This window comes from Cellulomonas sp. NS3, from assembly GCF_024757985.1.
Lineage (GTDB): Bacteria > Actinomycetota > Actinomycetes > Actinomycetales > Cellulomonadaceae > Cellulomonas_A.
On the sequence record NZ_CP103289.1, the window covers coordinates 3,532,169 to 3,556,728 of the forward strand.

Genomic DNA, 24,560 nt, shown 5'->3' on the forward strand with positions numbered 1-24,560 from the left:
CCTTCCCGGGACTGCGCGGCCCGGCGGGCCCCGTCGACCTGCCCCATCGGCAGCCGGTCGGGAAAGGCAAGCCGTCGGCCGACCGCACGGTCAGGATCATCCGACCGCGCGCTCAGGCCCCGGCGACCTCGTCGGCGGCCTCGTCGGACCCGTCCGCGGCGTCGTCCGCCGGGTCGAGCCGCACGGGCCGGGCGGGCGCGCGCGAGCCGTCACCGGGCGGGGGCGCGCGCCGGACGAGGTTGCGCCCGTGGTCCTTCGCCTCGTACAGCGCCCGGTCGGCGGCGAGCAGGAGGTCCGTGACGGTCCCCCCGCTGACCGGGTAGGCCGCGACCCCGGCGCTGAGCGTGCACCGCACGACGCGCTCACCGCTGCCGAGGGGCTCCGCCTCGCACCGGCGGCGCAGCGTCTCGGCGAGCACGGCCCCCTCGGTCAGGTCGGCCCCCGGCACGACGACCACGAACTCCTCACCGCCCCAGCGCGCGGCGAGCGCACCCACGGGCACGCACTCGCGCAGCCGCTGCGCCATCGCGATGAGCACCGCGTCGCCGGTCAGGTGACCGTGCTCGTCGTTCACGCGCTTGAACCGGTCGAGGTCGAGCACGACGACCGCGAGCGGCTCGCCGGCTCCGGCGGCCTCGCCGAGCATCGGGCCGAAGCGCTCCATGAGGTGGCGCCGGTTGTGCAGGTCGGTGAGGGGGTCGCGCACCGCCTGCTCGGCGAGGTCGCTGCGGAGCCGCTCGATGGTCGCGAGCTGCTCGACGAGCCGGGCCCGCTGCGCGTTGACCTCGGTCACGTCGCGCGCGACGAGCACGGTGCCGATCTCCCGCCCGCGCCCGTCGACGAGCGGCGACGCGCGCACCTCCAGGTCGACGGGCGTCCCGGCGACGACCAGCGTGAGGTGCGCGGGCTCGTCCTCCGCGGCGACGAGCCGGCCGTCGGCGTCGAACAGGCCCCAGCACGACATGACGACCCGCGCGGGCATCCCGATGAGCTGGGTGGTGCCGAGCCGTGGGCCGGCGGTCGCGACGAGCAGCTTGAGCGCCGCCGGGTTCGCGTCGATCAGGCGCCCGTCGGGGCTGAGCGCGATCACGGGGTCGCTGATGCGCTCGATGAGCACGTCGCGGGCGACGGGCGCGAACGCGATGAAGTCCTGCCGGAACATCGCGTTCCCGATGACCCCGGCCGTGACCGCGAAGCCGAGCGGCGTCGGGTCGCCCAGGTCGCCGAACGCGCCGGTGAGGTTGACGACGTTGACGAGCACCGGCACGACGGAGGCCAGCAGCAGGTTCCAGCGCTGGCGCCGGAACGCGGGCGGCGCCGTCCACCAGCCGCGCGCGACGAACACGAGGCCCGCCCCGATGAGCACGTAGGAGTACAGCGCGTGCAGCCAGAACAGCGGCGCTCGCTCCCACAGCATCGGGTCGCCGAGCGTCGCCGCCGCGGTGCCGGAGTAGAAGAGCTCGTGCCACGGGTTCGTCGCGGCGGTCACCGTCACGAGGATCGGCTCGACGCTCAGGCCCGCGAGCACCGCCCGGCTCGGCGCCCACCCCGTCCCCGTCGCGCTGCGGCCGAGGCACGCGAACGCCCCGACGGCGACGGCGACGCCCGGGAACGACGCGAGCGCGGCGACGGACTGCACGCGCGGGTCGAACGGTCCGACGCTGATGGCGTCCGCGAGGCTCCACCACGCGCCGGCGACGGCGAGCACCCCGAGCGACGTCGCCGTCACCGTGCGCGGGCCCCGGCGCCGGAACGCGCCGATCGCGACCACGACGAACACCACGACGGCGGCCAGGTAGACGAGCAGGTGCACGACCGGGCTCACGTGCCTGCGCACCCCCCTCGCCCCGCGTGAACGCTCACGCGTGCACGCACCGCCGCGCGCCGCGGCGACCCAGGGGCGGCCGGGCGAGAATCTCGTCGTCCGCCGCGCCCCCGTCCGGAGCACGCGCGGTCCGTGGTGCGATGGCTTCACACCCGGTGTCCAGGTCATCGTCGCACCTCCCCCGCGGGAGTGCGTCCGGCGTTCGGGGGAGCCTCAGCGCCGTGCCGCGGTCCCCACCGTGGCCGCCGCGGACACGTCGCCGACCACCACCGCGTCGATGAGCTGGCGCGCCCACGCGAGCAGCGCCTCGCCGTGCAGCGGCTTGCCGCCGATGCGCGCCGTCGTCGGGAACGGCACGAGGATCGTGCGGATCGCCGGCTTGAGCACCGTGCCGGGGTAGAGCCGCTTGAGCCGCATCTGCGCCGACTCGGGCAGCTCGACCGGCGCGAAGCGCACGAACTTGCCCTGCGCGGTGACGTCGCTCAGGCCGGCCGCGCGCACGCGGGTCCGGAACGCCGCGACGTCGAACAGGTTGTTCACGGCGTCCGGGACCGGGCCGTACCGGTCCACGAGCTCCGCGCGGACCTCCGCGAGCGCCGCCTCGTCGACCGCGGCGGCGATCTTGCGGTACGCCTCGAGGCGCAGGCGCTCGTGGGCGATGTAGTCGTGCGGCAGGTGCGCGTCGACGGGCAGCTCGATCGTGACGTCGGGCAGCTCCTCCTCGACCTCGCCGCGGAAGCCCGCGACGGCCTCGCCGACCATCCGGATGTACAGGTCGAAGCCGACGCCCTCGATGTGCCCGGACTGCTCGCCGCCGAGCAGGTTGCCCGCGCCGCGGATCTCGAGGTCCTTCATCGCGATCGCCATGCCCGCGCCCAGGTCGGTGTTCGCCGCCATCGTCGCGAGCCGGTCGTGCGCGGTCTCGGTGAGCGGGCGCTCGGGCGGGTACAGGAAGTAGGCGTACGCACGCTCGCGCCCGCGGCCCACGCGCCCGCGCAGCTGGTGGAGCTGCGAGAGGCCGAGCAGGTCGGCGCGCTCGAGGATGAGCGTGTTCGCGTTCGAGATGTCGAGGCCCGTCTCGACGATCGTGGTGCAGACCAGCACGTCGAACTTCTTCTCCCAGAAGTCGACGATGACCTGCTCGAGCTGGTGCTCGGGCATCTTGCCGTGCCCGACGGCGACCCGGGCCTCCGGCACGAGCTCGCCCAGGCGCGCCGCGACCCGCTCGATCGACTCGACGCGGTTGTGCACGTAGAAGACCTGGCCCTCGCGCAGCAGCTCGCGGCGGATGGCCGCGGTGATCTGCTTCTCGTCGTACCCGCCGACGAACGTGAGCACCGGGTGGCGCTCCTCGGGCGGCGTCGCGAGCGTCGACATCTCGCGGATGCCGGTGACCGCCATCTCGAGCGTGCGCGGGATCGGGGTCGCGCTCATCGCCAGCACGTCGACGTTGGTCCGCAGCGCCTTGAGCGTCTCCTTGTGCTCGACGCCGAACCGCTGCTCCTCGTCGACGATCACGAGCCCGAGGTCCTTGAACCGGACCTCTCCCGTGATGAGCCGGTGCGTGCCGATGACGACGTCGATGCTGCCGTCGGCGAGCCCGTCGACGATCGCCTTGCTCTCCGCGGCGGTCTGGAAGCGCGAGAGCGCCTTGACCACGACCGGGAACGCCGAGTACCGCTCGGTGAACGTGTCGAGGTGCTGCTGGACGAGCAGCGTCGTCGGCACGAGCACCGCGACCTGCTTGCCGTCCTGCACGGCCTTGAACGCCGCGCGCACCGCGATCTCGGTCTTGCCGTAGCCGACGTCGCCGCACACGAGCCGGTCCATCGGGACGGGCTTCTCCATGTCGGCCTTGACCTCGTCGATCGTGGCGAGCTGGTCGGGGGTCTCGACGTACGCGAACGCGTCCTCGAGCTCGCGCTGCCAGGGGGTGTCCGGGGCGAACGCGTGCCCGGGCGTCGCCATGCGTGCCGAGTACAGGCGGATGAGCTCGGCGGCGATCTCCTTGACCGCCTTGCGCGCACGGCCCTTGGTCTTGGCCCAGTCGCCGCCGCCCATCTTGTTCAGGCTCGGCGCCTCGCCGCCCACGTACTTGGTCACCTGGTCGAGCTGGTCCGTCGGCACGAACAGCCGGTCCCCGGGCTGGCCCCGCTTGCTCGACTGGTACTCGATGACCATGTACTCGCGCGTCGCGGCGGTCGCGCCCGAGCCGATCGTGCGCTGCACGAGCTCGACGAAGCGCCCGACGCCGTGCTGCTCGTGCACGACGTGGTCGCCCGGCCGCAGCTGCAGCGGGTCGACCGTGTTGCGCCGGCGGGACGGCATCTTGCGCATGTCGCGCGTCGAGGTCCCGGTGCGGCCGGTGAGGTCGGACTCGGAGAACACCGCGAGCCGCAGGCCCTCGGCGACGAACCCGGGACCGACGGGTGCGGGCACGACGAGCACGACGCCACCCTCGGGCGCCGCCTCGATCGTCGGCACGAGCCGCGCGGGCACGTCGGCGGCCTTGAGCTGCTCGGTCATGCGCTGCGCGGGGCCGTGCCCCTCGGTCGCGAGCACGAGGTGCCAGCCGGCCTGCTGGAGCGCGCGCACGTCGGCGACCGCCCGGTCGACCTCGCCGCGGTACCGCTCGACGTCGCGCGCCGCCACGACGAGCGTCTCGCCCGCGCCGGTCAGCACGTCGCCCGTCGCGTGGTCGTCCGTGAGCCCGGCCCGCTCGATGCGGTTCCCGGTCTCCTCGGCACGCGCGACTCCCTCGGCGTCGAGCGTGAACGGGCTGAGCGTCCACCACCCGAGCCCGCGCACGGCCGCGAGCGCCCGCACCTCGGCGAACGAGGCGAACGACGCCGCGGACAGGTCGAGCGGCGTCGCACCGCCTGCCGCCGCGGAGGTCCACGCCGCCGCGAGGAACTCCTCGGTCGTGGCCACGAGGTCGTGCGCACGCCGCCGGACCCGCTCGGGGTCGACGAGCACGAGCAGCGCGTCGTCGGGCACGAGGTCGAGCACGGGCACCATGCGCTCGACGAGCGCCGGCGCGAGGGACTCCATGCCCTCGACCGCGATCCCGTCGGCGAGCTTCTCGAGCATCTCCGCGGCACCCGGGAGGTGGTCCATGAGCGCGATCGCACGGCCGCGCACGTCGTCCGTCAGCAGGATCTCCCGGCACGGCGGCGCCCAGAGCCCGTGCGAGGCGATCTCGAGGCTGCGCTGGTCCGCGACGGAGAACCAGCGGATCTCCTCGACGTCCTCGCCCCAGAACTCGATGCGCAGCGGGTGGTCCTCCGTGGGCGGGAACACGTCGAGGATCCCGCCCCGCACCGCGAACTCGCCGCGCTTCTCGACCATGTCGACGCGCGCGTACGCCGCGCCGACGAGCCGGTCCGCGAGCTCGGCGAGGTCGGCGCGATCCCCGACCGCGAGCGCGACGGGCTCGAGCTCCCCGAGACCGTCGACGACGGGCTGGAGCAGCGCGCGCACCGGCACGACGAGGACGCGGATCGGGCCCGTGAGGCCGTCGTCGTCGGTCGGGTGCGCGAGGCGGCGGAAGACCGCCAGCCGGCGCGCGACCGTGTCGCTGCGGGGCGAGAGCCGCTCGTGCGGGAGCGTCTCCCACGCGGGCAGCACCGCGACCGCGTCGTCGGGGAGGTAGCAGCGCAGGGAGGCGGCGAGCTCGTCGGCGTCGCGCCCGGTCGCCGTGACGACCACGAGCGGCCGCCCCGCGGCTCCCCCGGCCGGCCCGTCCGCGCCTGTTCCGTCCGAGGCCCGGGCACCCGCGAGCGCCGCGAGCAGGGGCGGCCGCACGCCCGCGGGGCCGACGACGTCGACCTCTCCCCGCGAGCGGACGAGCTCGACGGCGCGCGCGGCGTTCGGGTCGGCGAGGAGGGCGGGCAGCAGGCCGGTGAGGTTCATGGTTCCCTTCGCAGGCGCTCCCGCGGCCGGCAGGAGGGCGCAGCAGCGGGGGCACGACAGCACAGGCGCCCCGGAACCGTGCGGTCCCGGGGTCGTCGTGCTGGAAGTCTACGAGCCGCGTCCCACACGCACACGGCGGCCGCGGGCTCCGCGGCGTCCGGGCTCAGGCCTGGCTGAGGAGCTCGGACCCGACCGCGGGGAGCACCTGGACCGCGGCCGCCGGCTCCTCGGCCGGCGGGGCGACCCCGTCGAGCCGCGCGAGCGCACGACGCAGGGCGGTGCTCGACGTGTGCGCGGTGTACGGGAAGTAGTGGACCTCGACGCCGACCGCCGCGAAGTCGCGCTCGAGCTTGTCGCCCTTGGGCGTCCCGCGCCAGTCGTCGCCCTTGAAGATCACGTCGAAGCCGACCGAGCGCCACGTGTCGACCTTGTCGGGCACCACCTCGGCGACGACCTCGTCGACGAACGAGATGTGCCGGACGATCTCCATGCGCTCAGCGAGCGGCACGACAGGACGCGAGCCCTTCGTGAGCTCGAGCATCTCGTCGGAGACCACGCCCGCGATCAGGTGATCGCAGTGCTGCTTGGCGAGCCGCAGGATGTTGAGGTGACCGACGTGGAACAGGTCGTACGCACCCGGTGCGTAGCCGATACGTGCCATGCCTGGTCCCCCGGTCCTGAAGTGGCGGCAGGGTCGCGAGAGCGGCCCGGCCGGCGTCGTCGCAGCGCCACGATATCGACGCAAACGGGCATTGACGACACACCAGGAGGTAATTCACCCGCGCGGCCGCGACCGTCCGGGTGGGTGGGGAGCCTCGCGAACCTGGCGCTGTGTCACGATGGAACGGTTGCCCGGGGCGCTGCCCCAGGTGGACGTACGCACCCGGGACGTGGGCACCGCGAGGCGGGCCCGACGTCCCCACCGGCCGCAGCTGCCCCGACGAAGGACGGTCGATGGAACCGAGCGAGTACCTGTCGATCCTGCGACGGAACTGGCTGCTGCTCGTGGTCGCCGCCGTCCTCGGCTTCGGCGGCGGGTACGCCTACGCGCAGACGGTCCCGCCGAGCTACCGCGCGAAGGCCAGCGTCTTCATCGCCGTCCCGCCCGGCGCGACCGTCGGCGAGGACGTGCAGGGCTCGACGTACGTGCAGAACACCGTCCCGAGCCTCGCGCGCCTCGCCGTCCAGCCCGTCGTGCTCGAGGAGGTCATCGACGACCTCGACCTCGGGACCACCGCAGGGTCGCTCGCCAAGACGATCACCGTCGAGAGCCCGCTCGACACCTCGATCCTCGAGATCTCCGTGGTGAGCGGCGAGGCCGAGCGCTCCGCCGCGATCGCCAACGGGGTCGCGGACCAGCTCCCGGAGTCGGTCGCCGAGCTCATGGGCGAGCGCGACGCCGACCGCCCAGCCATCCAGATCACCACGACGGGCCCCGCGACGCCGCCGTCGTACGCGTTCTCGCCCAACACCAAGCTGCTCGCCGCGACCGGCATGCTCCTCGGGCTCGCCGCGGCCGTCGTCTTCCTGCTCGGGCGCCGGATCGTCGACACGCGCATCCGCAGCGTCCGGGACCTGCGCCGGGTGACCGACGCCGCGGTGCTCAGCGTCGTGCGCTGGGAGCGTCGGGACGTCGAGGACCGCCTCGTCGTCCGCGACCGCCCCCAGAGCGACCGGGCGGAGGCGTTCCGCCGCCTGCGCACCAACCTGCGCTTCCTCAACCTGCGCGGCTCGGGGCGGACCATCGTCGTGACGTCGTCGCTGCCCGGCGAGGGCAAGTCGGTCACGACGATCAACCTCGCGATGGCGATGGCCGAGGGGTCCTCGCGCATCCTGCTCGTGGACGCGGACCTGCGCCGGCCGTCGGTCTCCCGGATGCTCGGGCTCGAGGGGGCGGTCGGCCTCACCACCGTGCTCATCGGCGACGCGCAGCTCGAGGACGTCGTCCAGCCCTTCGGCGACGGGACGCTCGACGTCCTGGCCGCCGGCCAGATCCCGCCCAACCCGAGCGAGCTGCTCGACTCCGACTCGATGGTCGAGCTGCTGCGCGAGGCGGCCCTGCGCTACGACGTCGTGCTGCTCGACTCCGCTCCCCTGCTCCCGGTGACGGACGCGGCCGTGCTCGCGCGGCTCACCGACGGCGCGCTGCTCGTGGTCGGCTGCCGCAAGGCCCACCGCCACCAGGTCACCGAGGCCCTCACCTCGCTCGAGACGGTCGCCGCGCGGATCCTCGGCATCGTGCTCAACCAGGTCTCGTCGAAGGAGTCCGGCGCGGCGTACGTGTACGGGTCGGTCCCCGGCGGCGACACGCGGCCGCAGGAGCGCCGCCGTCGCGGGGCACGCCGCACCGCCGGGGCCGACGCGTCCCGGCCCCTGCACGCCGCCGCCGGACGCGCGCCGGGCCGGCCGGCGCCGCTCCCGGCCCCCGTCCCCGCTCCCGCGGACGACCCCGCCCCGGGCGTGCCGGACGTGGCGGCCGCCCCCCGCTTCGTCGGCCCGAGCCTGCCCGAGGCGCTGCGCGCCATGGAGGAGGCCGCCGGCGCTGCCGAGCGGCCGCCCGCCGCGTGGCTGCCGGTCGCGGCACGCCCCGGCGAGGTCCGCTACGAGGAGACGGAGGCCGACGGCCCCGCCGAGGTCCCTGTGACGACGCGCGCCCTGCCGACGCTGCCGCCCGGCCCCACGGACCCGTTCGCGGTCTCCCGTGCCGAGGGCTCCGCCGCGCCGGACGGGGGTCGCGGCCCGGGAGGCCCTGCCGCGGACCGTGACGCGGGCGCTCCGGCTGCGGGAGGGCCCGTCGCGGGCACCCCGGCCTCGGTGGTTCCGGCCACGGGAGGTCCTGTCCCGGCGCCCGGTGCGGCACCGCAGGGGCGGCCCGCTCCCGGCCCCGACCCGGCCAGGACGGACCCCCGGCAGGCCGGCTCCGCCCCCTCGGCGCCTGCGACCGCACCGTCGACCTCCGCCGCGCCCGCGGACGGTCAGGACGCGCCGTCCGCCCACCACGACGCGGCGACGGTTCCCGCGGACTCCTGATTCCCGCCGACGCCTGACGACGCCCGCCCGGGGACGACGGGGCGGGCGGTGTGCGGGAGGTCAGCGCGCGGTCAGCCCACGCGCTCGAGCAGCAGCACCGCCGTGCGGTCCCCCTGCCACGCGTCCACGACCTCGAACCCGAGGCGTTCGAGCCCGGCGCGCTCGGCACCGTCCGCAGCCAGCGCGGCGTCGGCCACGAGCCACACCCGGGGCGCGCGCAGGAGCTCCGCGCGGTGATCCTCGACGGTGCTGCTGCGGTCCCACACCTCCCCCTCGGCGTCCGCGGTCGGCAGCCGCGTGGGGTCCTCGAGCCCGGCGAACGCGTCGGGGTAGGTCCGTGCGAGGGCCCGCGCGGAGGAGGTCGCGTCGCCGTTCGCGTTGACCAGGTCGGTGTAGACCACGGCGTCACCGGGGCGCGCCGACGCCTCGAGGTGCCGCACCGCCGGGGCCCAGTCCGAGAGGTCCTTCGCCGTGGTGCGCCGCTCCGAGACGTACGAGGGCACCGCGAGCAGCACGACGAGGCCGAGCGCGGCGGCCGGCTGGGCACGGCCGCGCAGCGTCGTCAGGGCCTCGCCGACGAGCAGCGCGAGGGCGGGCACCGTGAACGCGAGGTACTTCGGGGTGTAGACCGGCGAGGCGACGACCGAGTAGGCGAGCACGCCCACGGTCGGGACGACGAGCCACGGCAGCCCCACGACGACCGGCGACAGCACGAGGGCGTCGCGGCCGCCGCGGACGGCCCGGAGGACGACGAGGGCGACCGCGGCCCAGCAGACGAGGGCCAGCGGGAGCGACAGCAGGCCGTCGGTGCCGAAGGCCTGCTCGACCACGACGCCCCGCAGCGAGCGCAGCCCGGGCTCCGGGATCCAGGACACCTGGCCGGTCTGCCCCGCGGAGCGCACCAGCACCGGCGCGGCGAGCACGCCCCCGAGCACCGCCGCACCGACGAACCGCGTCACGGCGGCACGGCCGGGCCGCGCGAGGAGCACGGTGATCGCGTGCGCGACGACGAGCAGCCCGAGGAAGACCCACAGCGACGCCCCGACCCCGACCAGCACCGCGTAGACGGCCCACCGGCGCAGGCCGCCGCGCCGCAGCGCCGCCACGAGCGCGACGGTCGCCCACACCGCGGCCGCCGCGACGAGCGCCCCCGACCGCGCCTCGGTCGCGAGCCACGTCGTGCGCGGGAGCACCGCGACGACCACGCCGGCGAGCAGCCCCAGGCGGGCCCCACCGAGCGACCGTCCGAGCACGACCGTCCCGGCGGCCAGGAGACCGACGCCGACCGCGCTCAGGGCGCGGGCCGCGAGCAGCGACGGACCCCAGACGTCGAGCCAGACGTGCAGGGCCCCGTAGTAGACGCCGTGCACGGCGTCCATCTCCTCGAGGTAGCGCCCGAGCGCGGCCCAGCTGCGTGTGGCGGCCGAGAGGCTCGCCGCCTCGTCCCGCCAGCCCGACGGCACCCACGACCCGAGGAACCCGAGCAGCGACGCACCGACGCCGACGAGCGCCGGCACGAGCCAGGCGCGCGTCCCCGGCGACGGTGCGTCCCCCGGGCTCGTCCGCGGCGCCGACTCGTCGGCCTCCGGGACGCGCGTCGTCATCGCGGGGCGCCGGCCGGGACCGACGGGCGGGCAGGTGCCCGGCGCGTGACGCGCTCGAACCCCCAGCGCGTGACGCGCCCCATCGCCTCGACGACGATGTCCCGGCTCATCTTCGACTCGCCGCGCTCGCGCTCGACGAACGTCACCGGCACCTCGACGACGTGCATGCCCGCGTGGTGCGCACGGCGCACGAGGTCGATCTGGAAGCAGTAGCCCTGGCTCTCGATGCCGTCGGCGACGATGCGTCGCAGGGCGTCGGCGCGGTACGCGCGGTAGCCGGCCGTGGCGTCGCGCACGGGGATCCCGCACATCACGCGCGCGTAGATGCTGCCGCCGCGGGAGAGCACCTTGCGGTGCAGCGGCCAGTTCACGACCGAGCCGCCCCGGACCCAGCGGGAGCCGATGACGAGCTCCGCGGACCGCTCGTCGAGCGCCGCGAGGAGCGAGGGCAGCTGCTCGGGCAGGTGCGAGCCGTCCGCGTCCATCTCGACGACGACGCCGTAGCCGCGCTCGAAGGCCCACGCGAAGCCCGCGAGGTACGCCGCCCCGAGGCCCGCCTTGCTCGTGCGGTGCATCACGTGCACCTGCGGGTCCGCGGCGGCGAGCGCGTCGGCGAGGTCGCCGGTCCCGTCGGGCGAGCCGTCGTCGACCACGAGCACGTGCGCGCCCGGGACGGCGGCCCGGACGCGGCCGACGATGTCCTCGATGTTGAGGCGCTCGTTGTAGGTCGGTATGGCGACGAGCGGGGTCCCGGCATGCGTGCCGGTGACGCCCGCCTCCCCCTCGGCAGGCTCGGACAGCATCGTCGACTCCCTCGTTCCCCGTCGCGTCGGCGGTGCGCGACCCGTGGTGCCGGTCGCGGGGACCTCGTCCCGATCGTCACCCTAGCCGCGGGGCGCCTCCCCCCGACAGCGTCGACCGGGTGAGGTTTGTCCGGTTCGCCCACCTGATCGGCGGAGGACCGACGCCCGCTCGAGGGGGGAGAATGGGGGCGCACGGGACGGGGAGACATGGACACGAGCGACGAGCGCGGGCACGAGGCCGTGCCCCTCCTCCGGCGCGCCCGGACGACGACGCGGCGGGACGACGCGTGACGGCGCCCGCCGGCGCACCCGCCACCGCACCCCGTCGACCGCGGCCGCGCTCGGTGGTGCACGCCGACGTCGCGCAGCCGGCGGTGCAGCTCAACCGGTGGATCGCCGTCGTGGCGCTCCTGCTCACCGGGCTGCGCATCCGCCTCGGTCAGGAGCTCGTCCCGGGGATCCTCGTGGCGGTGGCCCTGCTGCCCGTGTGGCTGCCGGCGCTGCGACGGTTCGCCGGCGCGCGGCTCGTCGTGGGCCTCGGCGCCCTCGCGCTGCTCAACGGGGTGTGGCTGGGCGTCTGGTCCTCGGCGGACCACACGGTGAGCCAGGGGCTCGCGACCGGCGCCTCGCTGCTGCTCCTCGGGATTCTCGGCGGGATCGGGGTCGTCCTGTGGGCGCGCACCGTGCTGCCCGACGCGTGGGTCGGCATCTGGCTCGGGCTCGGCGCGCTCGCGTCCGAGCTCGCGAGGCCGGCCGGGTGGGGCGGGAACCCCTGGAAGTTCGCTCTCGCCGTTCCCGTGTCGATCGTCGTGCTGTCCGCGGTGCGCCTCTCGCGCCGCCGGTTCGTGGACGTCGTCGCGCTCGTCGTGCTCGCGCTGTTCTCGGCGACGCAGGACTCGCGGTCCGCGTTCGCGATCTACCTCGTCGCGGCCGCGCTCCTGCTGTGGCAGACGGTGCCCGCGGCCGCCGCGGGCGAGGGCCGCTCGTGGCGCCGGCGCGGGCGGATCCTGCTCGTGATGGGCGCCGTCGTGGCGGCGACCTACAACCTCGGCGTCGCGCTCGTGCTCGACGGCCACCTCGGCGAGTCGGCCCAGCAGCGCACCCTCGCGCAGGTCCGGACGTCGGGCTCGCTCCTGCTGGGCGGACGGCCCGAGCTCGCCGCGACCGCCGCGCTCATGCGCGAGCGGCCCCTCGGCTTCGGTCCCGGCACGCTGCCGAGCCCGGGCGACGTCACGACGGCCAAGGAGGGCATGGCCGCGATCCACTACGACCCCGACAACGGCTACGTCGAGCGCTTCATGTTCGGCACCCAGTTCCGGCTGCACTCGGTCGTGGGCGACCTCTGGGCGGCCTTCGGCATCCCGGGTGCCGCGCTCGCGCTCGCGGTGCTCGTGCTCGTCGTGCTCGCGCTCGCGGGCGCCCTGACGGCCAGGCAGGCGAGCGGCGTGACCGTCTGGCTGACGTTCCTGGTCGTGTGGGACCTGTTGTTCGGCCCGCTCTACGCGTCCGCGCCGGCGCTCGTCGCGGCGCTCGGGCTCGCGCTGCTGCGCAAGGAGCCCGCACCCGCGGAGCCGGCGGCCGCGGAGCCCCCGGCTGCGCCGGCGCGCGCGTACTCGCCGTAGGTCCGCCCGGCGACACCCGCGAGGACCCCCCAGCCGCTCGCCGCCCGGAGCTCACCGTGGGCTCGCCGCACGAGCGACCCCGTGAGGCTGCCCGTGAGCGCCTGCGCGGCGCCGAGCCCCAGGAGCGCGGTCCCGCGGGCGACGAGCGCGAGCCGCGCCCGGAACCGCCCCGGCACGGTGGGCTGCAGCGCGAGGTGCACCCGGCTCCACGTCGTCCCGGTGCGGTAGGAGCGGCGCAGCACCCACGCGCGCGTCGCGCGGTCCGCCGGCACGGGGTCGTCGACCACGGCCTCCGCGCACCAGCGCACCGTCTCGCCCCGGGCGGTGAGCGTGCGCGTGAGCATCGTGTCCTCGCCGCCGCTCGTGCCGAAGCGCTCGTCGAAGCGGAGCCCGAGCCGGCGCAGGACCCGCAGGTCGAGCAGGAGGTTGTTGGTCGCGGCGCCGGGCACGACGGCGCCGGTCGTCCGGGCCGCCCGTGGGGCGAAGAACCCGCTCGCCTGCACCCAGGGGTCGACGGGCCTCGTGAGCTGCTTGACCGCGGGTCCCGCGACCGCGGCGCACCCCCAGCGGGTCCACGCGTCGACGAGGTGGGCGAGCCAGCCGTCCCGCGGCAGCTCGTCGTCGTCCACGAAGACGAGGACGTCGCTCGCGGCGCTCTCGTCGAGCGCCCGGTTGCGCACCGCGGCGAGCCCCGGGCGCGGTTCGTGGCGGTACTCGACGCGGCCGGACCAGTGCCCGGTCACGAAATCGCGGGCGCTCGCGTCGGGGTCGTTGTCGACGACGAGCACCCGCACGGCGCCCACCAGCGCCTCGGCCAGCGCCTCCGCCTGCGGCACGACCTCGCTCAGCGCGCTCGCGAGCGTCCGGGGGCGGCGGAACGTCGCCACGGCGACGGTGACCGACGGGCCGGTGTCGCGGCCGGCCGCCGCCCCCGGCGAGGTCAGCTCGAGCTCGCCGGCTCGGGCGCGGCGGGCCGCGCGTACTCCGAGTAGACGGTCCCCGCGAGCCCCGAGAGCACGCCGGCGCCGCGGGCGAGGGTCCGGCGCCCCCGGGCCTCGTGCGCGGCGGACCGCGTGACGAACCCGAAGGCGGTCCGGGCGGCGCCGACCGCGACGCGGCCGCCCCCGAGCGCGAGCAGCGACGCCCGCGCGCGCAGCCGTGCGGGCGGAGAGCCGGCGACGACGAGGCTCACGCGGGTCCAGGTGTTCCCGGCGCGGTACGCGCGCTGCAGCACCCACGCGCGCGTCACGCGGCTCGGGGGCACGACGTCGGTCACGACGGCCTCGTCGCACCACACCATGCGCAGACCGTGCGCAGCGGCCTGCCGGGTGAACAGCGAGTCGCTGCCGCCCGTGAGGCCGAACCGCGCGTCGAAGCGCAGCCCGGCCGCGTCGACCTGGCGCACGTCGAGCAGGAGGTTGTTCGTCGCCGCGAGCGTCACCTCGGTCCCGGTGGGCAGACGGCGCCGGTCGAAGAACCGGCCGGCACGCACCCACGGGTCGGGCGGCACGACGTACTCCGAGACCACCGGTCCCACGACCGCGAGCGGCCGGTCGACGAGGTACTGCTGGACGAGCCGGCGCAGCCAGCCGTCGCTCGGCCGCTCGTCGTCGTCGATGAAGACCAGGAGGTCGTCACCGGCGGCCTCGTCGAGCGCCCTGTTGCGTCCGTGCGCGATGCCGGGCTGCGGCTCGTGCACGTACCGCGCGCCCTCCACCTGTGCGACGACGTCCCGGCCCCCGGCCGCGGGGTCGTTGTCCACGACGACCACGCGGGCCCGGGGCCCGAGCTCGGCGGCCTGCGCGACGAGCGTCGGCAGCACCGCTCGCAGGTCGTCGGGCCGGAGGTACGTGAGCACCGCGACCGTCACGGACAGGTCCGCCACCGACGGCTCCCCCGCGCCCGCCCCGGGGGGCCGTGCGCCGCCGTCACCCTCGTGCGTCACTGCGCCGGACCTGCCCACAGGTCACGGAAGCCGACCGTCGCGGGCAGCGTCGTGGACGAGCCCGAGAGGTAGGAGTGCAGCCCGATCGAGCCGGGCACCTGCAGGGCCGCCGTGGCGTCGGTCGTCGTGAGCTGCCACGCGGCGGGCTCGGCCGTCCCGTCGCGCCAGACCTTCGCGCGGATCGTCGTCGGCGTCGTGCCGGTGACCTGGAGCCGGACCCGCAGGGGCTGGCCGGCGACCGAGGTCAGGCCGGCCACGTCGGCCGCCGTCAGCGTCGTCGCGCCGCGCTGGAGCTGCAGCGTGACCTTGCCGCCGGGCCACAGCCGCAGGCGCGTGCGGTAGTCGTTCGTCGCGTCGACCCGGCGCCCGAGCACCGACACGTACGTGCCGCCGCCCGTGGGCTCCTGGTCGGGGACGACGGCGACCGTGACCTCGGTGTCCGTCGAGGAGACCCCGTCGAGGTACGTCACGACGTTGGCGCCCGCGGCACCCATGCGGTGCGTGCCGGTCCCGGCGGCGACCGAGAACCCCGCGGCGGCGGTCGTGGGCGTCCACGTGCCACCGGTCGCCGCGGCGCCCCAGCCGTTCGCCACGGTGCGGTCGAACACGTCGCGGGCCAGGTCGGTGACCACGGGCGGGTCGGTGACCGTCACCTGGGCGGTCCGCTGGTGCGTCGCACCCGTGTTGTCGGTGACCGTCAGGGTGACCGGGTACGTCCCGGCGGCGTCGTAGTCGTGCGTCGCCGTCGCGCCCGTCGCCGTGCCGCCGTCGCCGAACGTCCAGGCATAGGCCGTGACGGTGCCGTCCGGGTCGGACGACGTGGAGCCGTCGACCGCGACCGTGAGGTCCGAGGTCGTCGACGTGAACGCCGCGATCGGGGGCACGTTCGGCGGCGGGTCCGTGACCGTGACCTGCTGGCTGGTCGACGCGCTGCCGCCCTTGTCGTCGGTCACCGTGAGCGTGACGGTGTACGGGCCGCCCACCGCGTACGGGTGGGTCGCGGTCGCGCCGGTCGCCGTGCCGCCGTCACCGAAGCTCCACGCGTAGGCGGTCACGGTGCCGTCGGAGTCGGACGACGCCGAGGCGTCGACCGCGACGGTGCGCTGGCCGGGCGTCGCCGTGAAGGCCGCGACCGGGAGGGCGTTGGCCGGCGCGGTGCCGCTGCCGAGGGTGAAGTGCTCGCGCACCTCGTCGTCGGTCAGCGCCCGGCCGTAGACGGCGACCTCGTCGATGCGGGCGGCCAGGTACGCCGGGGTCCCGTTCCACGAGCTGTCGCCACCGACGCGCCAGTAGCCGTTGTACGTCTGCGCGCGCGCCTCGGCGTTGGACCCGACGAGCACACCGTCGACGTACAGGCGCATGCCGGCCGCGGACTGCGACGCCACGAGGTGGTGCCACGCGCCGTCGTTGTACGCCGCGGGCGACGTGATCTCGACCTGCGTGCCGGGGTAGGCGCCGAACGTGAGCCGGCCCGTCGCGTCCAGGAAGACGTGGCGGTCGTAGCTCGAGGACAGCCCGCTCGCGGCGCTGCCGAACCCGACGAGCTTGCCGCCCGTCGTCGACGTCGTGCTGAACCACAGCTCCTGCGTGAAGGCCGACGGGCTCACGAACTGCACGTTGCTGCCGATGGTGTCGTTGACGCCGTCGAACCGCGCCGAGGTGTTCGTCGTGCCGACGATCCCCGAGGGCTGCCCGAGCACGACGCCGTTGCGGTAGGCGCCCGTGATGTTGCGCACGCCCGAGTCCGCCGCGGTGGGGCCGGACGCCTCGCCCAGTCGCCAGTACAGGTCCGGGGCGTCGGAGTGGACCGCCTGGCCGTACGGGTCGGCCGGGACCGGCGGCAGGGCCGAGGCACGGCCCGAGAGGACGTAGTGGCTGTCGATCTCGGCCGCGGTCAGCGGGCGGTCGTAGACGGCGACGTCGTCGATGGAGCCGGTGAAGTTGCGCCCGCCGGACCACGTCGTGTCCCCGCCGATGCGCCAGTAGCCGTCGAAGGCCAGCGCGCTGACGGTGTCGGCGCGGCTCGCGACCCGCTTGCCGTCGACGTACAGCGACATCCCGTCCGCGCCGAGCGTGCCGGACACGTGGTGCCACTCGCCGTCGTTGAGCGCGGTCGGCGACTGCAGCGTGCGCGTCGTGCCGGGGAAGGCGCCGAAGAGCACCTGGCCCGACGTGTTCATGTAGAGGTTGCGGTCGTGGCGCGCGCTGTTCCCGGTCGCCAGGTTGCCGAACCCGACGATCTTGCCGCCGGCCCGCGTGGTCGTCCTGAACCACGCCTCGACCGTGAACGCGTCCCGGCCCATCTGCGCGCGCTGCGAGGCGACGCGGCCGGCGTCCGTCCCGTCGAAGGTCGACGCGGTGTCCGGATCGCCGGCGACGACGCCCGCGGTGCCCCGGGTGACCCCGTCGAGCGCGGTCGCCGGGTTGAAGCCGGCCCAGTCCCGCACGGTCGCGCCGGACCCCTCGCCGAGCCGCCAGAACGAGCGGGCGCCGTCGTCGAGGACCTTCTGGGCGTACGGGCTGAGGGTGCCGTCCGCGGCCACCGTCACGGTGACCCAGTCGGAGTACTGCACGTTGTTGAACGCGTCGCGCGCGGAGACCCGGTACTGCTGGGTGCTGCCCGGGGCCGCGGTGGTGTCGACGAAGCCGAGCTGCGGGAGGTTCCAGAACTTCGCGGTCACGACCTGCTCGTTGACGACCGTGCCGCCGCGGTGCACGCGGTAGGTCAGCGTCTCGTTGTCACGGTCGAAGTTGGCGTTCCAGGCGATCCGGACCTCGCCGGCCTCGTGCGACTGCGCCGAGACGGGGAAGGACGTGGAGTACAGGCGCGGGCCCTGCTTGTTCGGCGCGATGCTCTTCTTGGCCATGCGCACGAGGCCCTGCTGACGCGTGCCGTTGACGTGCGTGAACTCGCCGCCGTAGACGACGTAGTCGCCGTTGCCCGTGACCGTCCACGTGGCCTGGCTCGCACCCGTGAAATTGGCCGGCGTGAATGCCGGGAAGAACGTCAGCAGGCTCGGCCCGGGGTTTCCCTCGAACTGGAAGTAGCTGCTGTAGAGGTTGCGCCCGACGGGACCGGTCACGAAGTTCGTGAACGCGTTCGCGTAGTAGGCCGTCCACGGCTCCGTCTGCGGGTAGCCGTCGACCGTCGCGCAGTAGTGCGGGTGCCCCACGGTGTAGGTCACGTCGCCGCTGGTGTAGACGTCGTAGCTGTCGCCGTGGCAGTCCTCGACCCAGCGCAGGTTGCCCTCCCAGTCCGCGGAGAACGCGCCCTCGAGGTTGCCGCCGCTGCCGTAGACATAGCCGGTGCCGTAGAAGCCGCGGTCGTCGCCGTACAGGCTGTAGATCGACGCGTTCTCGCCGCCGTTGCGGATCAGGCCGTTGACCGCGAGGGGCAGCGACGCACCCGTGCTCGCGTCGAGCCGGGCGAGGCCGTAGCCGGGCGACGCCGCGCCGTCGACCGCGGTGAAGCTGCCGCCGACGACCACCGTCGAGCGGTCCGGGGAGATCGCGATCGCGGCGACCTGGCCGTCGGCCGGCGTCGCGGTGAAGGGCAGGGCCAGCCCGCTCGTGGCGTCGAGCTGCGCGACGCGGACCCGGTTCGCCCCGCCGGCCTGCGAGAAGATCCCGCCGATGTAGACCGAGGTGTTGGTCGCCTCGACGACCGCGACGCGCGCGTTGACCACGGGCGCCCAGCTCTGCAGCGCCCCCGTGGCGGCGTCGAACGCGGCGACCCGGTACCGGGTCGAGCCGTTGACCGAGGTGAACTCCCCGCCGACGTACAGGCGCGTGCCGTCGGGCGAGACCGACAGGCTGCGGGCCTGCGCGTTGAGCGTCGGCGCGAAGCTCGTGATGAGCACGCCCGTCGTGAGGTCGTACGCGAGCAGGTGCGACCGGGGGACGGTGCTCGTCCCGGGTGCGGCGCCCGCGGGGCGCGCGGTCGTGAAGTTGCCGGCCACGTACACGCGGTTCCCGACGATCTCCTGGTCCCACACCACGCCGTCGATCTGGACCGTGGGCAGGCCGTCCGCGGCGACCGTCTCCGGGACGGTCGGGTCGGCGGGCGCGGTGTCCGCCGCCGCCGGCTGCGCGGCGACGGCGAGCACGCCGGCCGCCATCACGAGAGAGGTCAGGCCGGCGGCGAGCCGACGACCGAGGTGAACGTGCTGGCGCATGGGGTCCTCGATTGCCACGAAAAACATCGACAGGGCTTTTGCGGTCGCGGAGGACCGATTCGTAGGATATCCGCGCGAACCGGACAGCCTCGGGTGCCGACCGGGTGAAAGTCGGCGCAGACGGGTGCGTTTCAGGACGGCGTCGGGGCCGTCGCGTCGAGAACTGCGGCGCCCGGGACGGAGTACACCTCGACGCGCGTGGTCGTGGCGCCGGCCGGGAGCAGGAACACGTACGTGCCGGTCGCGTCCGCGCCCGCGTCGACCGACGACGGCAGCGGGCTCGAGCCCGAGCCGCTCAGCTGGATGCCCGGCGTCTGCGCGTCGCCGAAGTACGCGTTCACGACCGCGCCGACGAGGGACAGCTCGGCGTCCGAGCCGTTGCTCACGCGGACCGTGAACCGGACCGAGGGCCCGTCGATCTCCCCGGGCCCGTCGCCGTCGCCCTGGATCGCCTCGAGCGCGTCGACCGTGACGGTGACGCGCGGCGCGACCTCGGCGGGCGCGCCGACGGCCGACGACACGGTGCCGGTCCCGGGAGCCGCCGCGTCGGGCGGGACGGTGACGGGGGCCGCCGTCTCGGGCGCGGGCGTCGGGGCCTCCCCCGCCTCGGCACCCTCGGTCGTGGCGCCCGCGACGACCGGCGACTGCGAGGCGGTCGAGGACGCGGTCGGGCTCCCCGACGGCGAGGGCGCGGCACCGGGCTCCCCGGCGCCGGCGCGCACGACGACCCAGACGACGAGCGCGACGACCACCGCGGCGAGGACCGCGAGGGCGACGAGCCGGTTGCGGGGGCTCAGGCGGGCCCAGGGACCGGTCGAGGGGGTGGGTGTCTCGCTCATCGCAGGGCCTCCGAGTCGGCGGGGACGGACGCGGCGGCGCCGTCGAGGGCGACCGGCCGGCGCCGGGCACGACGCGGGCCGGGGACACGGCGCTCGTGCAGGTCACGGCACAGCTGCTCGTAGCCGTCGGCCACGCGGTCCCAGTCGTAGGCGTCGGCCCGCACGCGCAGGCCCGCGGCGCGCGCCGCGGTGCCGGTGGCGTCCCGCTCGGCCTCCTCGACCGCCGTCGCGACCCCGGCCGCGTCCGCGAAGAACCGGCCGTCCGCGCCGAGCACCTCGCGGTTGAAGCTCACGTCGAACGCCGTGACCGCCGTGCCGGCCCCGATCGCCCGCAGGAGCGAGGGGTTCGTGCCGCCGACCGAGTGGCCGTGCAGGTACGTCCGGGCGTGCGCGTACAGCTCGTCGAGCTGGTCCTGGTCCCACACGGGCCCGACGAGGCGCACGCGGCCGTCCGCGAGCTCGCGGACCCGCGCGGTGTACGCATCGGAGTACGGCGCGCCGCCGACGACGACGAGGGGCAGCGTAGCGCCGCTGCGCACGTAGCCCTCGACGATCAGGTCGACGTGGTTCTCCGGCTCGAAGCGTGCGACGACGAGGTGGTAGCCGTCGGGCTCGAGGTCCAGCGCGCGGAGCCGCTCGGAGCCGGTGCCGTCGAGCCGCGGGGCGCCGTAGGTCAGGAGCGTCGTCTCGACGGCGAACGCGTCCCGGTAGTACTGCGCGATGCCCTCGGCGTCGGCGATCAGCGCGTCCGACCAGCGCACCGACAGGCTCTCCGCGGCGCGGTAGTACCGGCGACCGTTCGGGCCCCACTTGGCGCGCTTCCACTCCAGGCCGTCGACGTGCGTGGCGACGGGGATCCGCGCGGCGCGCACGACGGGCAGCCACGGGGAGTTGGCGGCGTTGAAGACGATCGCGGCGTCGACCCGGTGCGCCGCGAGGTGCAGCACCGACAGGCCGGTGTGCGAGAGCGTCTCGAGCGAGCGACGGCGCACCGCGGGCAGGTGCACGAGGCGCATCCCGGCGTAGGTCGGCAGCGCCTCCTCGCCCGTGGACCGGCAGTACACGGTGACCTCGTGCCCGCGGGCGGCGAGGCGACGACCCACCTCGTCGACGGCCGTCTCGAAGCCGCCGTAGCGCGCCGGGACGCCGCGCGTCCCGACGAGCGCGATCCGCAGGCCTGCCTCTGCCGTCACGACACTCCCCCTCGTGCTGCCCCACCTCGGCTGACGCGCAGCCGTCCGGCCCGCGGGTGGCGGGGCGGGCGCGGCCCCGCACCTGCGGGGTCCGGCTCTGTGGCCGACGGTCGGCCCTCGATCGTCAGCCAAAGAATACGGACGGCACGGGGCGCTCCAGCACGCAAAACGTACTTTTCACCCGGACGGCCGGGACGACCGCCCGGTGCGCCCGAGTAGATTCGACCCTGCTGGTCGGGGCCGACTGTCGCGCGCCCGTGCGTCGTCGGCACCGGCACCGGCGACCTCACCCGGGGGCACACCCCGGCGGTCGGGTCAGCCACCGCCCCCACCGAACGACCGGAGCCGTCGCGATGCCATCGTCCGCACCCCCCGCCGCGGGGCTGGGAGCGCGTGCGGCCCGCGGCGGCGCGGTCACCATGGCCGGCCAGGTGGTGCGGATCGGCATCCAGGTGCTGTCGGTCGTGCTCCTCGCCCGGCTCCTGGACCCGCACGACTACGGGCTCCTCGCGATGGTGCTCGCGGTGATCGGCGTCGGGGAGATCCTGCGCGACTTCGGCCTGTCCTCGGCGGCCATCCAGGCCCCCGAGCTCTCGCGCGGCCAGCGGACCAACCTGTTCTGGATCAACACCGCGCTCGGCGCGGTCCTCGCCCTCGCCGTCCTCGCGGGAGCACCGCTCCTCGCGGCGCTGTACGACGAGCCCGACGTCGTGCCCGTCGCGCGCGCGCTCGCGGTGACCTTCCTGCTCAACGGGATGGCGACGCAGTACCGCGCCGACCTGGTGCGCCGGATGCGCTTCTCGGCGCTCGCGACGAGCGACCTGGCCGCACCCGCCGCCGCGCTCGCCGTCGGCGTCGCGCTCGCGCTCGCCGGGCAGGGGTACTGGGCGCTCGTCGCGCAGCAGGTCACGCAGGCGCTCGTGCTGCTCGTGATGCTCGGCGGCTGGGCGCGCTGGCTCCCGCGGCTGCCGGACCGCTCCGCACCGGTGGGTGCGCTGCTCCGGTTCGGGCGCAACCTCGCCGCGACGCAGGTGCTCGGGTACGTCGCGAACAACGCCGACTCCTTCGTGATCGGCCGCCGGTTCGGCGCGGGCGACCTCGGGTTCTACAACCGCGGGTACCAGCTCCTCACGACGACGCTCAGCCAGCTGCGCGCCCCGACCACGACCGTCGCGCTGCCCGTCCTGTCGCGGCTCAGCGACGACACCGATCGGTTCGCCCAGTACGTCCGGCGCGGCCAGCAGACCCTCGGCTACACGCTCGTCGTCGGCGTCGCGCTCGTCGCGGGGGCGGCGGAGCCGGTCGTGCGCGTCGCGCTCGGCGAGCAGTGGCTCGCGACCGCGCCCGTGCTGCGCTTCCTCGCGATCGCCGGCGCGATGCAGACGCTCGCGTACGTCGGCTTCTGGGTCTACCTCGCGCGCGGGCTCACCGCGGACCTGTTCCGCTACTCGACGGTCACGGCGGTCGTGAAGATCGCGTGCGTCGTCGCGGGCAGCACGTGGGGCATCACCGGGGTCGCCGCGGGGATCGCGGTGGCCGCGTCGCTCGAGTGGCCGCTGTCGATCTGGTGGTTGTCCCGGCGCACGCCCCTGCCGGCGCGCGCGCTCGTGCTCGGCGCGCTGCGCATCCTCGCCGTGGCGTCCCTCGCGGGTGCGGCCGGGTACGGCGCGACGCTCGCGGTCCACGGCTCCCCCGTCGGCCAGCTCGCGCTGGCGACCCTCGGGCTCGCCGTGGTCTACGCGCTCGCGCTCACGGTGCCGCCCGTGCGCCGCGACCTGCAGGCGGTGCTCGCCGTCGTGCGGACCGCGCTCTCGCGGAGGGCGGGCCGGTGACCGCGGGCGGCGCGACGCCGGGCGCGACGGACGCCGACCTGCGCGGCGTCGGGGTCGTCGTCGTGAACTACGGCTCGAGCGACCTGCTGCGCGACAACCTGCCGGACGAGCTCACGGCGAGCGGCGCGCGCGTGCACGTCGTCGACAACTTCTCGGGCGACGCCGAGCGGCACTCGGTGCGCGCGCTCGCCCGCGCGCGGGGCTGGTCGCTGCTCGAGCTCGACAACGTCGGTTTCGGCGCCGGCATGAACGCGGGGGCGGCAGCCGCGGTCGCGGCGGGGGCGGACACGCTGCTCCTGCTCAACCCGGACGCCTCGATCCCTGCGGCCGGCCTCGCGGAGCTCGTCGCGACGACCCGCGCCGAGCCGCTGACGATGGTCTCGCCCCTGATCGTGCTGCCGAGCGGCCGGCTCCAGTTCCGGGGGTCGCAGGTGCTCGTGCGCGAGGGGCGCACGCGCGCCGCCGACGGCAGCGACCCGGGTCTCGAGGGTGCCTGGCTCGCGGGCACCGTCCTCGTGCTGAGCGTGACGCTCTGGGACGCGATCGGCGGCTTCGACGACGACTACTTCCTGTACTGGGAGGACGTCGACCTGTCCTGGCGGTGCACCGCGGTGGGCGGCCGGCTGCTCGTCGACCCCCGGGTGCGCGCGACGCACGACGTCGGCGGCACGCAGGCCACGGCGCACCCGCAGGCGAAGTCGACGACCTACTACTACTGGAACTGCCGCAACCGCCTGCTGTTCGCCGCGCGCCACCTGGGCCCGCGCGACCGGCTGCGGTGGGCGCTGCGCACCCCCGGGTACGCCGTCGAGGTGCTGCTGCGCGGCGGGCGCCGCCAGCTCGCGCACCCCGTGGCCCCGGTCGGCGCCGCGCTGCGCGGATCCTTCGCGGGCCTGCGCCTGCTCGTGACCCACCGAAGCCCCCGGCCCCTCGCGGAGCGCGCCACGTCCGGCGCCGTCTCCGCCGGGCCCGAGACGAGGAGCTCGACACCATGACATCCCGGCCCCTGGTGGACGGTCCCGCACCCAGCCACCGCGACGTCGTCGCCCGGCTGGCCGCAGCCCAGAAGAGCAACCGCGGCGCACCGGGGTGGTCGCGCTGGGTCAACCGGCCCGTCGGGCGCCAGCTCGCCGCGTTCGCCTACCGGCGCGGCATGACCCCGAACCAGGTCACCGCCGCGAGCGCCACCGTGAGCGCGGTCGCGATCGCGCTGCTCGCGACGCTGCGCCCGACGGTCGCGACCGGGGTTCTCGTCGCCGTCCTCCTGGTCCTGGGCTTCGCGCTCGACGCGGCCGACGGCCAGCTCGCGCGGCTCACGGGGACCGGCAGCCCCGCCGGGGAGTGGCTCGACCACGTCGTCGACGCGACCAAGACCGCCCTGATCCACGTCGCGGTGCTCGTCACCTGGTACCGGTTCTTCGACCTGCCCGACGCGCTGCTGCTCGTCCCGCTCGCGTTCGGCGCCGAGGCGAGCGTCTTCTTCTTCGCGATCATCCTCTCGGAGCAGCTGCGCCGGCGTGGCCGGGCGACGGCCGACGGCGCGGGGTCCCCGGGCGCCCCGGCTGCGACCCCCGCGTCCGCGGAGCCCGCGCCGGTCCTGCGCTCGGTGCTCGTGCTGCCGGCCGACTACGGCGTGCTGTGCGTGGCGTTCCTGCTGCTCGGCTTCCACGGCGTGTTCGTCGTCGTCTACGGGCTGCTCATGGCCGCGAACGTCGTGTTCCTGCTCGGCAAGCTCCCGCAGTGGTACCGCGAGATGCGGGCGCTCCCGGCGGCCTGAGCC

14 protein-coding genes and 1 pseudogene are annotated in these 24,560 nt (G+C 75.4%); 5 read left to right on the forward strand and 10 right to left on the reverse strand.

Features of this window, described 5'->3' with window-relative positions:
• Window positions 1-112: 112 nt before the first annotated feature.
• The 3 genes from NXY84_RS16065 to NXY84_RS16075 form a co-directional block, all read right to left on the reverse strand.
• Window positions 113-1,825 carry a histidine kinase N-terminal 7TM domain-containing diguanylate cyclase gene (locus NXY84_RS16065; RefSeq protein WP_258724050.1) on the reverse strand — a complete coding sequence of 571 codons (1,713 nt, stop codon included), beginning with the start codon at window positions 1,823-1,825 and terminating at the stop codon, window positions 113-115.
• Window positions 1,826-2,038: 213 nt separating this feature from the next.
• Complete coding sequence (gene mfd / locus NXY84_RS16070) at window positions 2,039-5,737, reverse strand: transcription-repair coupling factor (protein WP_258724051.1); 3,699 nt, start codon at window positions 5,735-5,737, stop codon at window positions 2,039-2,041.
• Window positions 5,738-5,900: 163 nt separating this feature from the next.
• Window positions 5,901-6,398 (reverse strand): adenylyltransferase/cytidyltransferase family protein, encoded by a 498-nt coding sequence (locus tag NXY84_RS16075; RefSeq protein WP_258724052.1) that lies wholly within the window; start codon window positions 6,396-6,398, stop codon window positions 5,901-5,903.
• A gap of 293 nt (window positions 6,399-6,691) precedes the next feature.
• Between NXY84_RS16075 and NXY84_RS21765 the strand changes: the two genes are divergently transcribed.
• On the forward strand, window positions 6,692-8,767 hold the full coding sequence (locus tag NXY84_RS21765; RefSeq protein WP_309485005.1) for a polysaccharide biosynthesis tyrosine autokinase: 2,076 nt from the start codon (window positions 6,692-6,694) through the stop codon (window positions 8,765-8,767).
• A 71-nt stretch (window positions 8,768-8,838) separates the two neighbouring features.
• On the opposite strand, the gene NXY84_RS16090 is transcribed toward NXY84_RS21765, so the two are convergent.
• Both NXY84_RS16090 and NXY84_RS16095 read right to left on the reverse strand, forming a co-directional pair.
• The gene (locus tag NXY84_RS16090; protein WP_258724053.1) at window positions 8,839-10,371 is read right to left on the reverse strand and encodes a glycosyltransferase family 39 protein; all 1,533 of its coding nucleotides are present in this window, start codon (window positions 10,369-10,371) and stop codon (window positions 8,839-8,841) included.
• Entirely contained in the window at window positions 10,368-11,174 is an 807-nt protein-coding gene (locus NXY84_RS16095; RefSeq protein ID WP_258724054.1) for a polyprenol monophosphomannose synthase, read from the reverse strand. Before NXY84_RS16095 ends, NXY84_RS16090 begins: the two co-directional genes overlap by 4 nt.
• 287 nt (window positions 11,175-11,461) lie before the next feature.
• Between NXY84_RS16095 and NXY84_RS21885 the strand changes: the two genes are divergently transcribed.
• Window positions 11,462-12,796, forward strand: a complete 1,335-nt coding sequence (locus NXY84_RS21885; RefSeq protein ID WP_396126260.1) for a hypothetical protein — start codon at window positions 11,462-11,464, stop codon at window positions 12,794-12,796.
• 284 nt (window positions 12,797-13,080) lie between these two features.
• Here the strand turns inward: NXY84_RS21885 and NXY84_RS21890 are convergent.
• The 5 genes and pseudogenes from NXY84_RS21890 to NXY84_RS16120 form a co-directional block, all read right to left on the reverse strand.
• Window positions 13,081-13,740: pseudogene (locus tag NXY84_RS21890) on the reverse strand (glycosyltransferase family 2 protein); the annotation flags it as partial.
• Window positions 13,737-14,681 (reverse strand): glycosyltransferase family 2 protein, encoded by a 945-nt coding sequence (locus tag NXY84_RS16105; protein ID WP_258724056.1) that lies wholly within the window; start codon window positions 14,679-14,681, stop codon window positions 13,737-13,739. The gene NXY84_RS16105 and the pseudogene NXY84_RS21890, both read right to left, overlap by 4 nt.
• 56 nt (window positions 14,682-14,737) lie before the next feature.
• Window positions 14,738-18,916 (reverse strand): LamG-like jellyroll fold domain-containing protein, encoded by a 4,179-nt coding sequence (locus tag NXY84_RS16110; RefSeq protein WP_258724057.1) that lies wholly within the window; start codon window positions 18,914-18,916, stop codon window positions 14,738-14,740.
• 131 nt (window positions 18,917-19,047) lie between these two features.
• Window positions 19,048-19,755 (reverse strand): hypothetical protein, encoded by a 708-nt coding sequence (locus NXY84_RS16115; protein ID WP_258724058.1) that lies wholly within the window; start codon window positions 19,753-19,755, stop codon window positions 19,048-19,050.
• Window positions 19,752-20,948: a DUF1972 domain-containing protein gene (locus tag NXY84_RS16120; RefSeq protein ID WP_258724059.1), complete on the reverse strand. Its 1,197-nt coding sequence runs from the start codon at window positions 20,946-20,948 to the stop codon at window positions 19,752-19,754. The genes NXY84_RS16115 and NXY84_RS16120 overlap by 4 nt, the downstream gene beginning before the upstream one ends.
• Window positions 20,949-21,301: 353 nt before the next feature.
• Between NXY84_RS16120 and NXY84_RS16125 the strand changes: the two genes are divergently transcribed.
• Genes NXY84_RS16125 through NXY84_RS16135 form a run of 3 tightly spaced genes read left to right on the forward strand, consistent with a single transcriptional unit; the run spans window position 21,302 to window position 24,557 of the window.
• The gene (locus tag NXY84_RS16125; RefSeq protein ID WP_258724060.1) at window positions 21,302-22,780 is read left to right on the forward strand and encodes a lipopolysaccharide biosynthesis protein; all 1,479 of its coding nucleotides are present in this window, start codon (window positions 21,302-21,304) and stop codon (window positions 22,778-22,780) included.
• Window positions 22,777-23,775, forward strand: coding sequence for a glycosyltransferase family 2 protein (locus tag NXY84_RS16130; protein WP_258724061.1), 999 nt, complete (start codon window positions 22,777-22,779; stop codon window positions 23,773-23,775). The genes NXY84_RS16125 and NXY84_RS16130 overlap by 4 nt, the downstream gene beginning before the upstream one ends.
• Complete coding sequence (locus tag NXY84_RS16135; protein ID WP_258724062.1) at window positions 23,772-24,557, forward strand: CDP-alcohol phosphatidyltransferase family protein; 786 nt, start codon at window positions 23,772-23,774, stop codon at window positions 24,555-24,557. Before NXY84_RS16130 ends, NXY84_RS16135 begins: the two co-directional genes overlap by 4 nt.
• Window positions 24,558-24,560 lie beyond the last annotated feature (3 nt).

Coding starts and splice junctions, on each gene's coding strand:
- mfd (WP_258724051.1), bottom strand. CDS start 5,737: ATGAACCTCACCGGCCTGCTGCCCGCCCTCCTCGCCGACCCGAACGCC.
- NXY84_RS16075 (WP_258724052.1), bottom strand. CDS start 6,398: ATGGCACGTATCGGCTACGCACCGGGTGCGTACGACCTGTTCCACGTC.
- NXY84_RS21765 (WP_309485005.1), top strand. CDS start 6,692: ATGGAACCGAGCGAGTACCTGTCGATCCTGCGACGGAACTGGCTGCTG.
- NXY84_RS16090 (WP_258724053.1), bottom strand. CDS start 10,371: ATGACGACGCGCGTCCCGGAGGCCGACGAGTCGGCGCCGCGGACGAGC.
- NXY84_RS16095 (WP_258724054.1), bottom strand. CDS start 11,174: ATGCTGTCCGAGCCTGCCGAGGGGGAGGCGGGCGTCACCGGCACGCAT.
- NXY84_RS16110 (WP_258724057.1), bottom strand. CDS start 18,916: ATGCGCCAGCACGTTCACCTCGGTCGTCGGCTCGCCGCCGGCCTGACC.
- NXY84_RS16115 (WP_258724058.1), bottom strand. CDS start 19,755: ATGAGCGAGACACCCACCCCCTCGACCGGTCCCTGGGCCCGCCTGAGC.
- NXY84_RS16125 (WP_258724060.1), top strand. CDS start 21,302: ATGCCATCGTCCGCACCCCCCGCCGCGGGGCTGGGAGCGCGTGCGGCC.
- NXY84_RS16135 (WP_258724062.1), top strand. CDS start 23,772: ATGACATCCCGGCCCCTGGTGGACGGTCCCGCACCCAGCCACCGCGAC.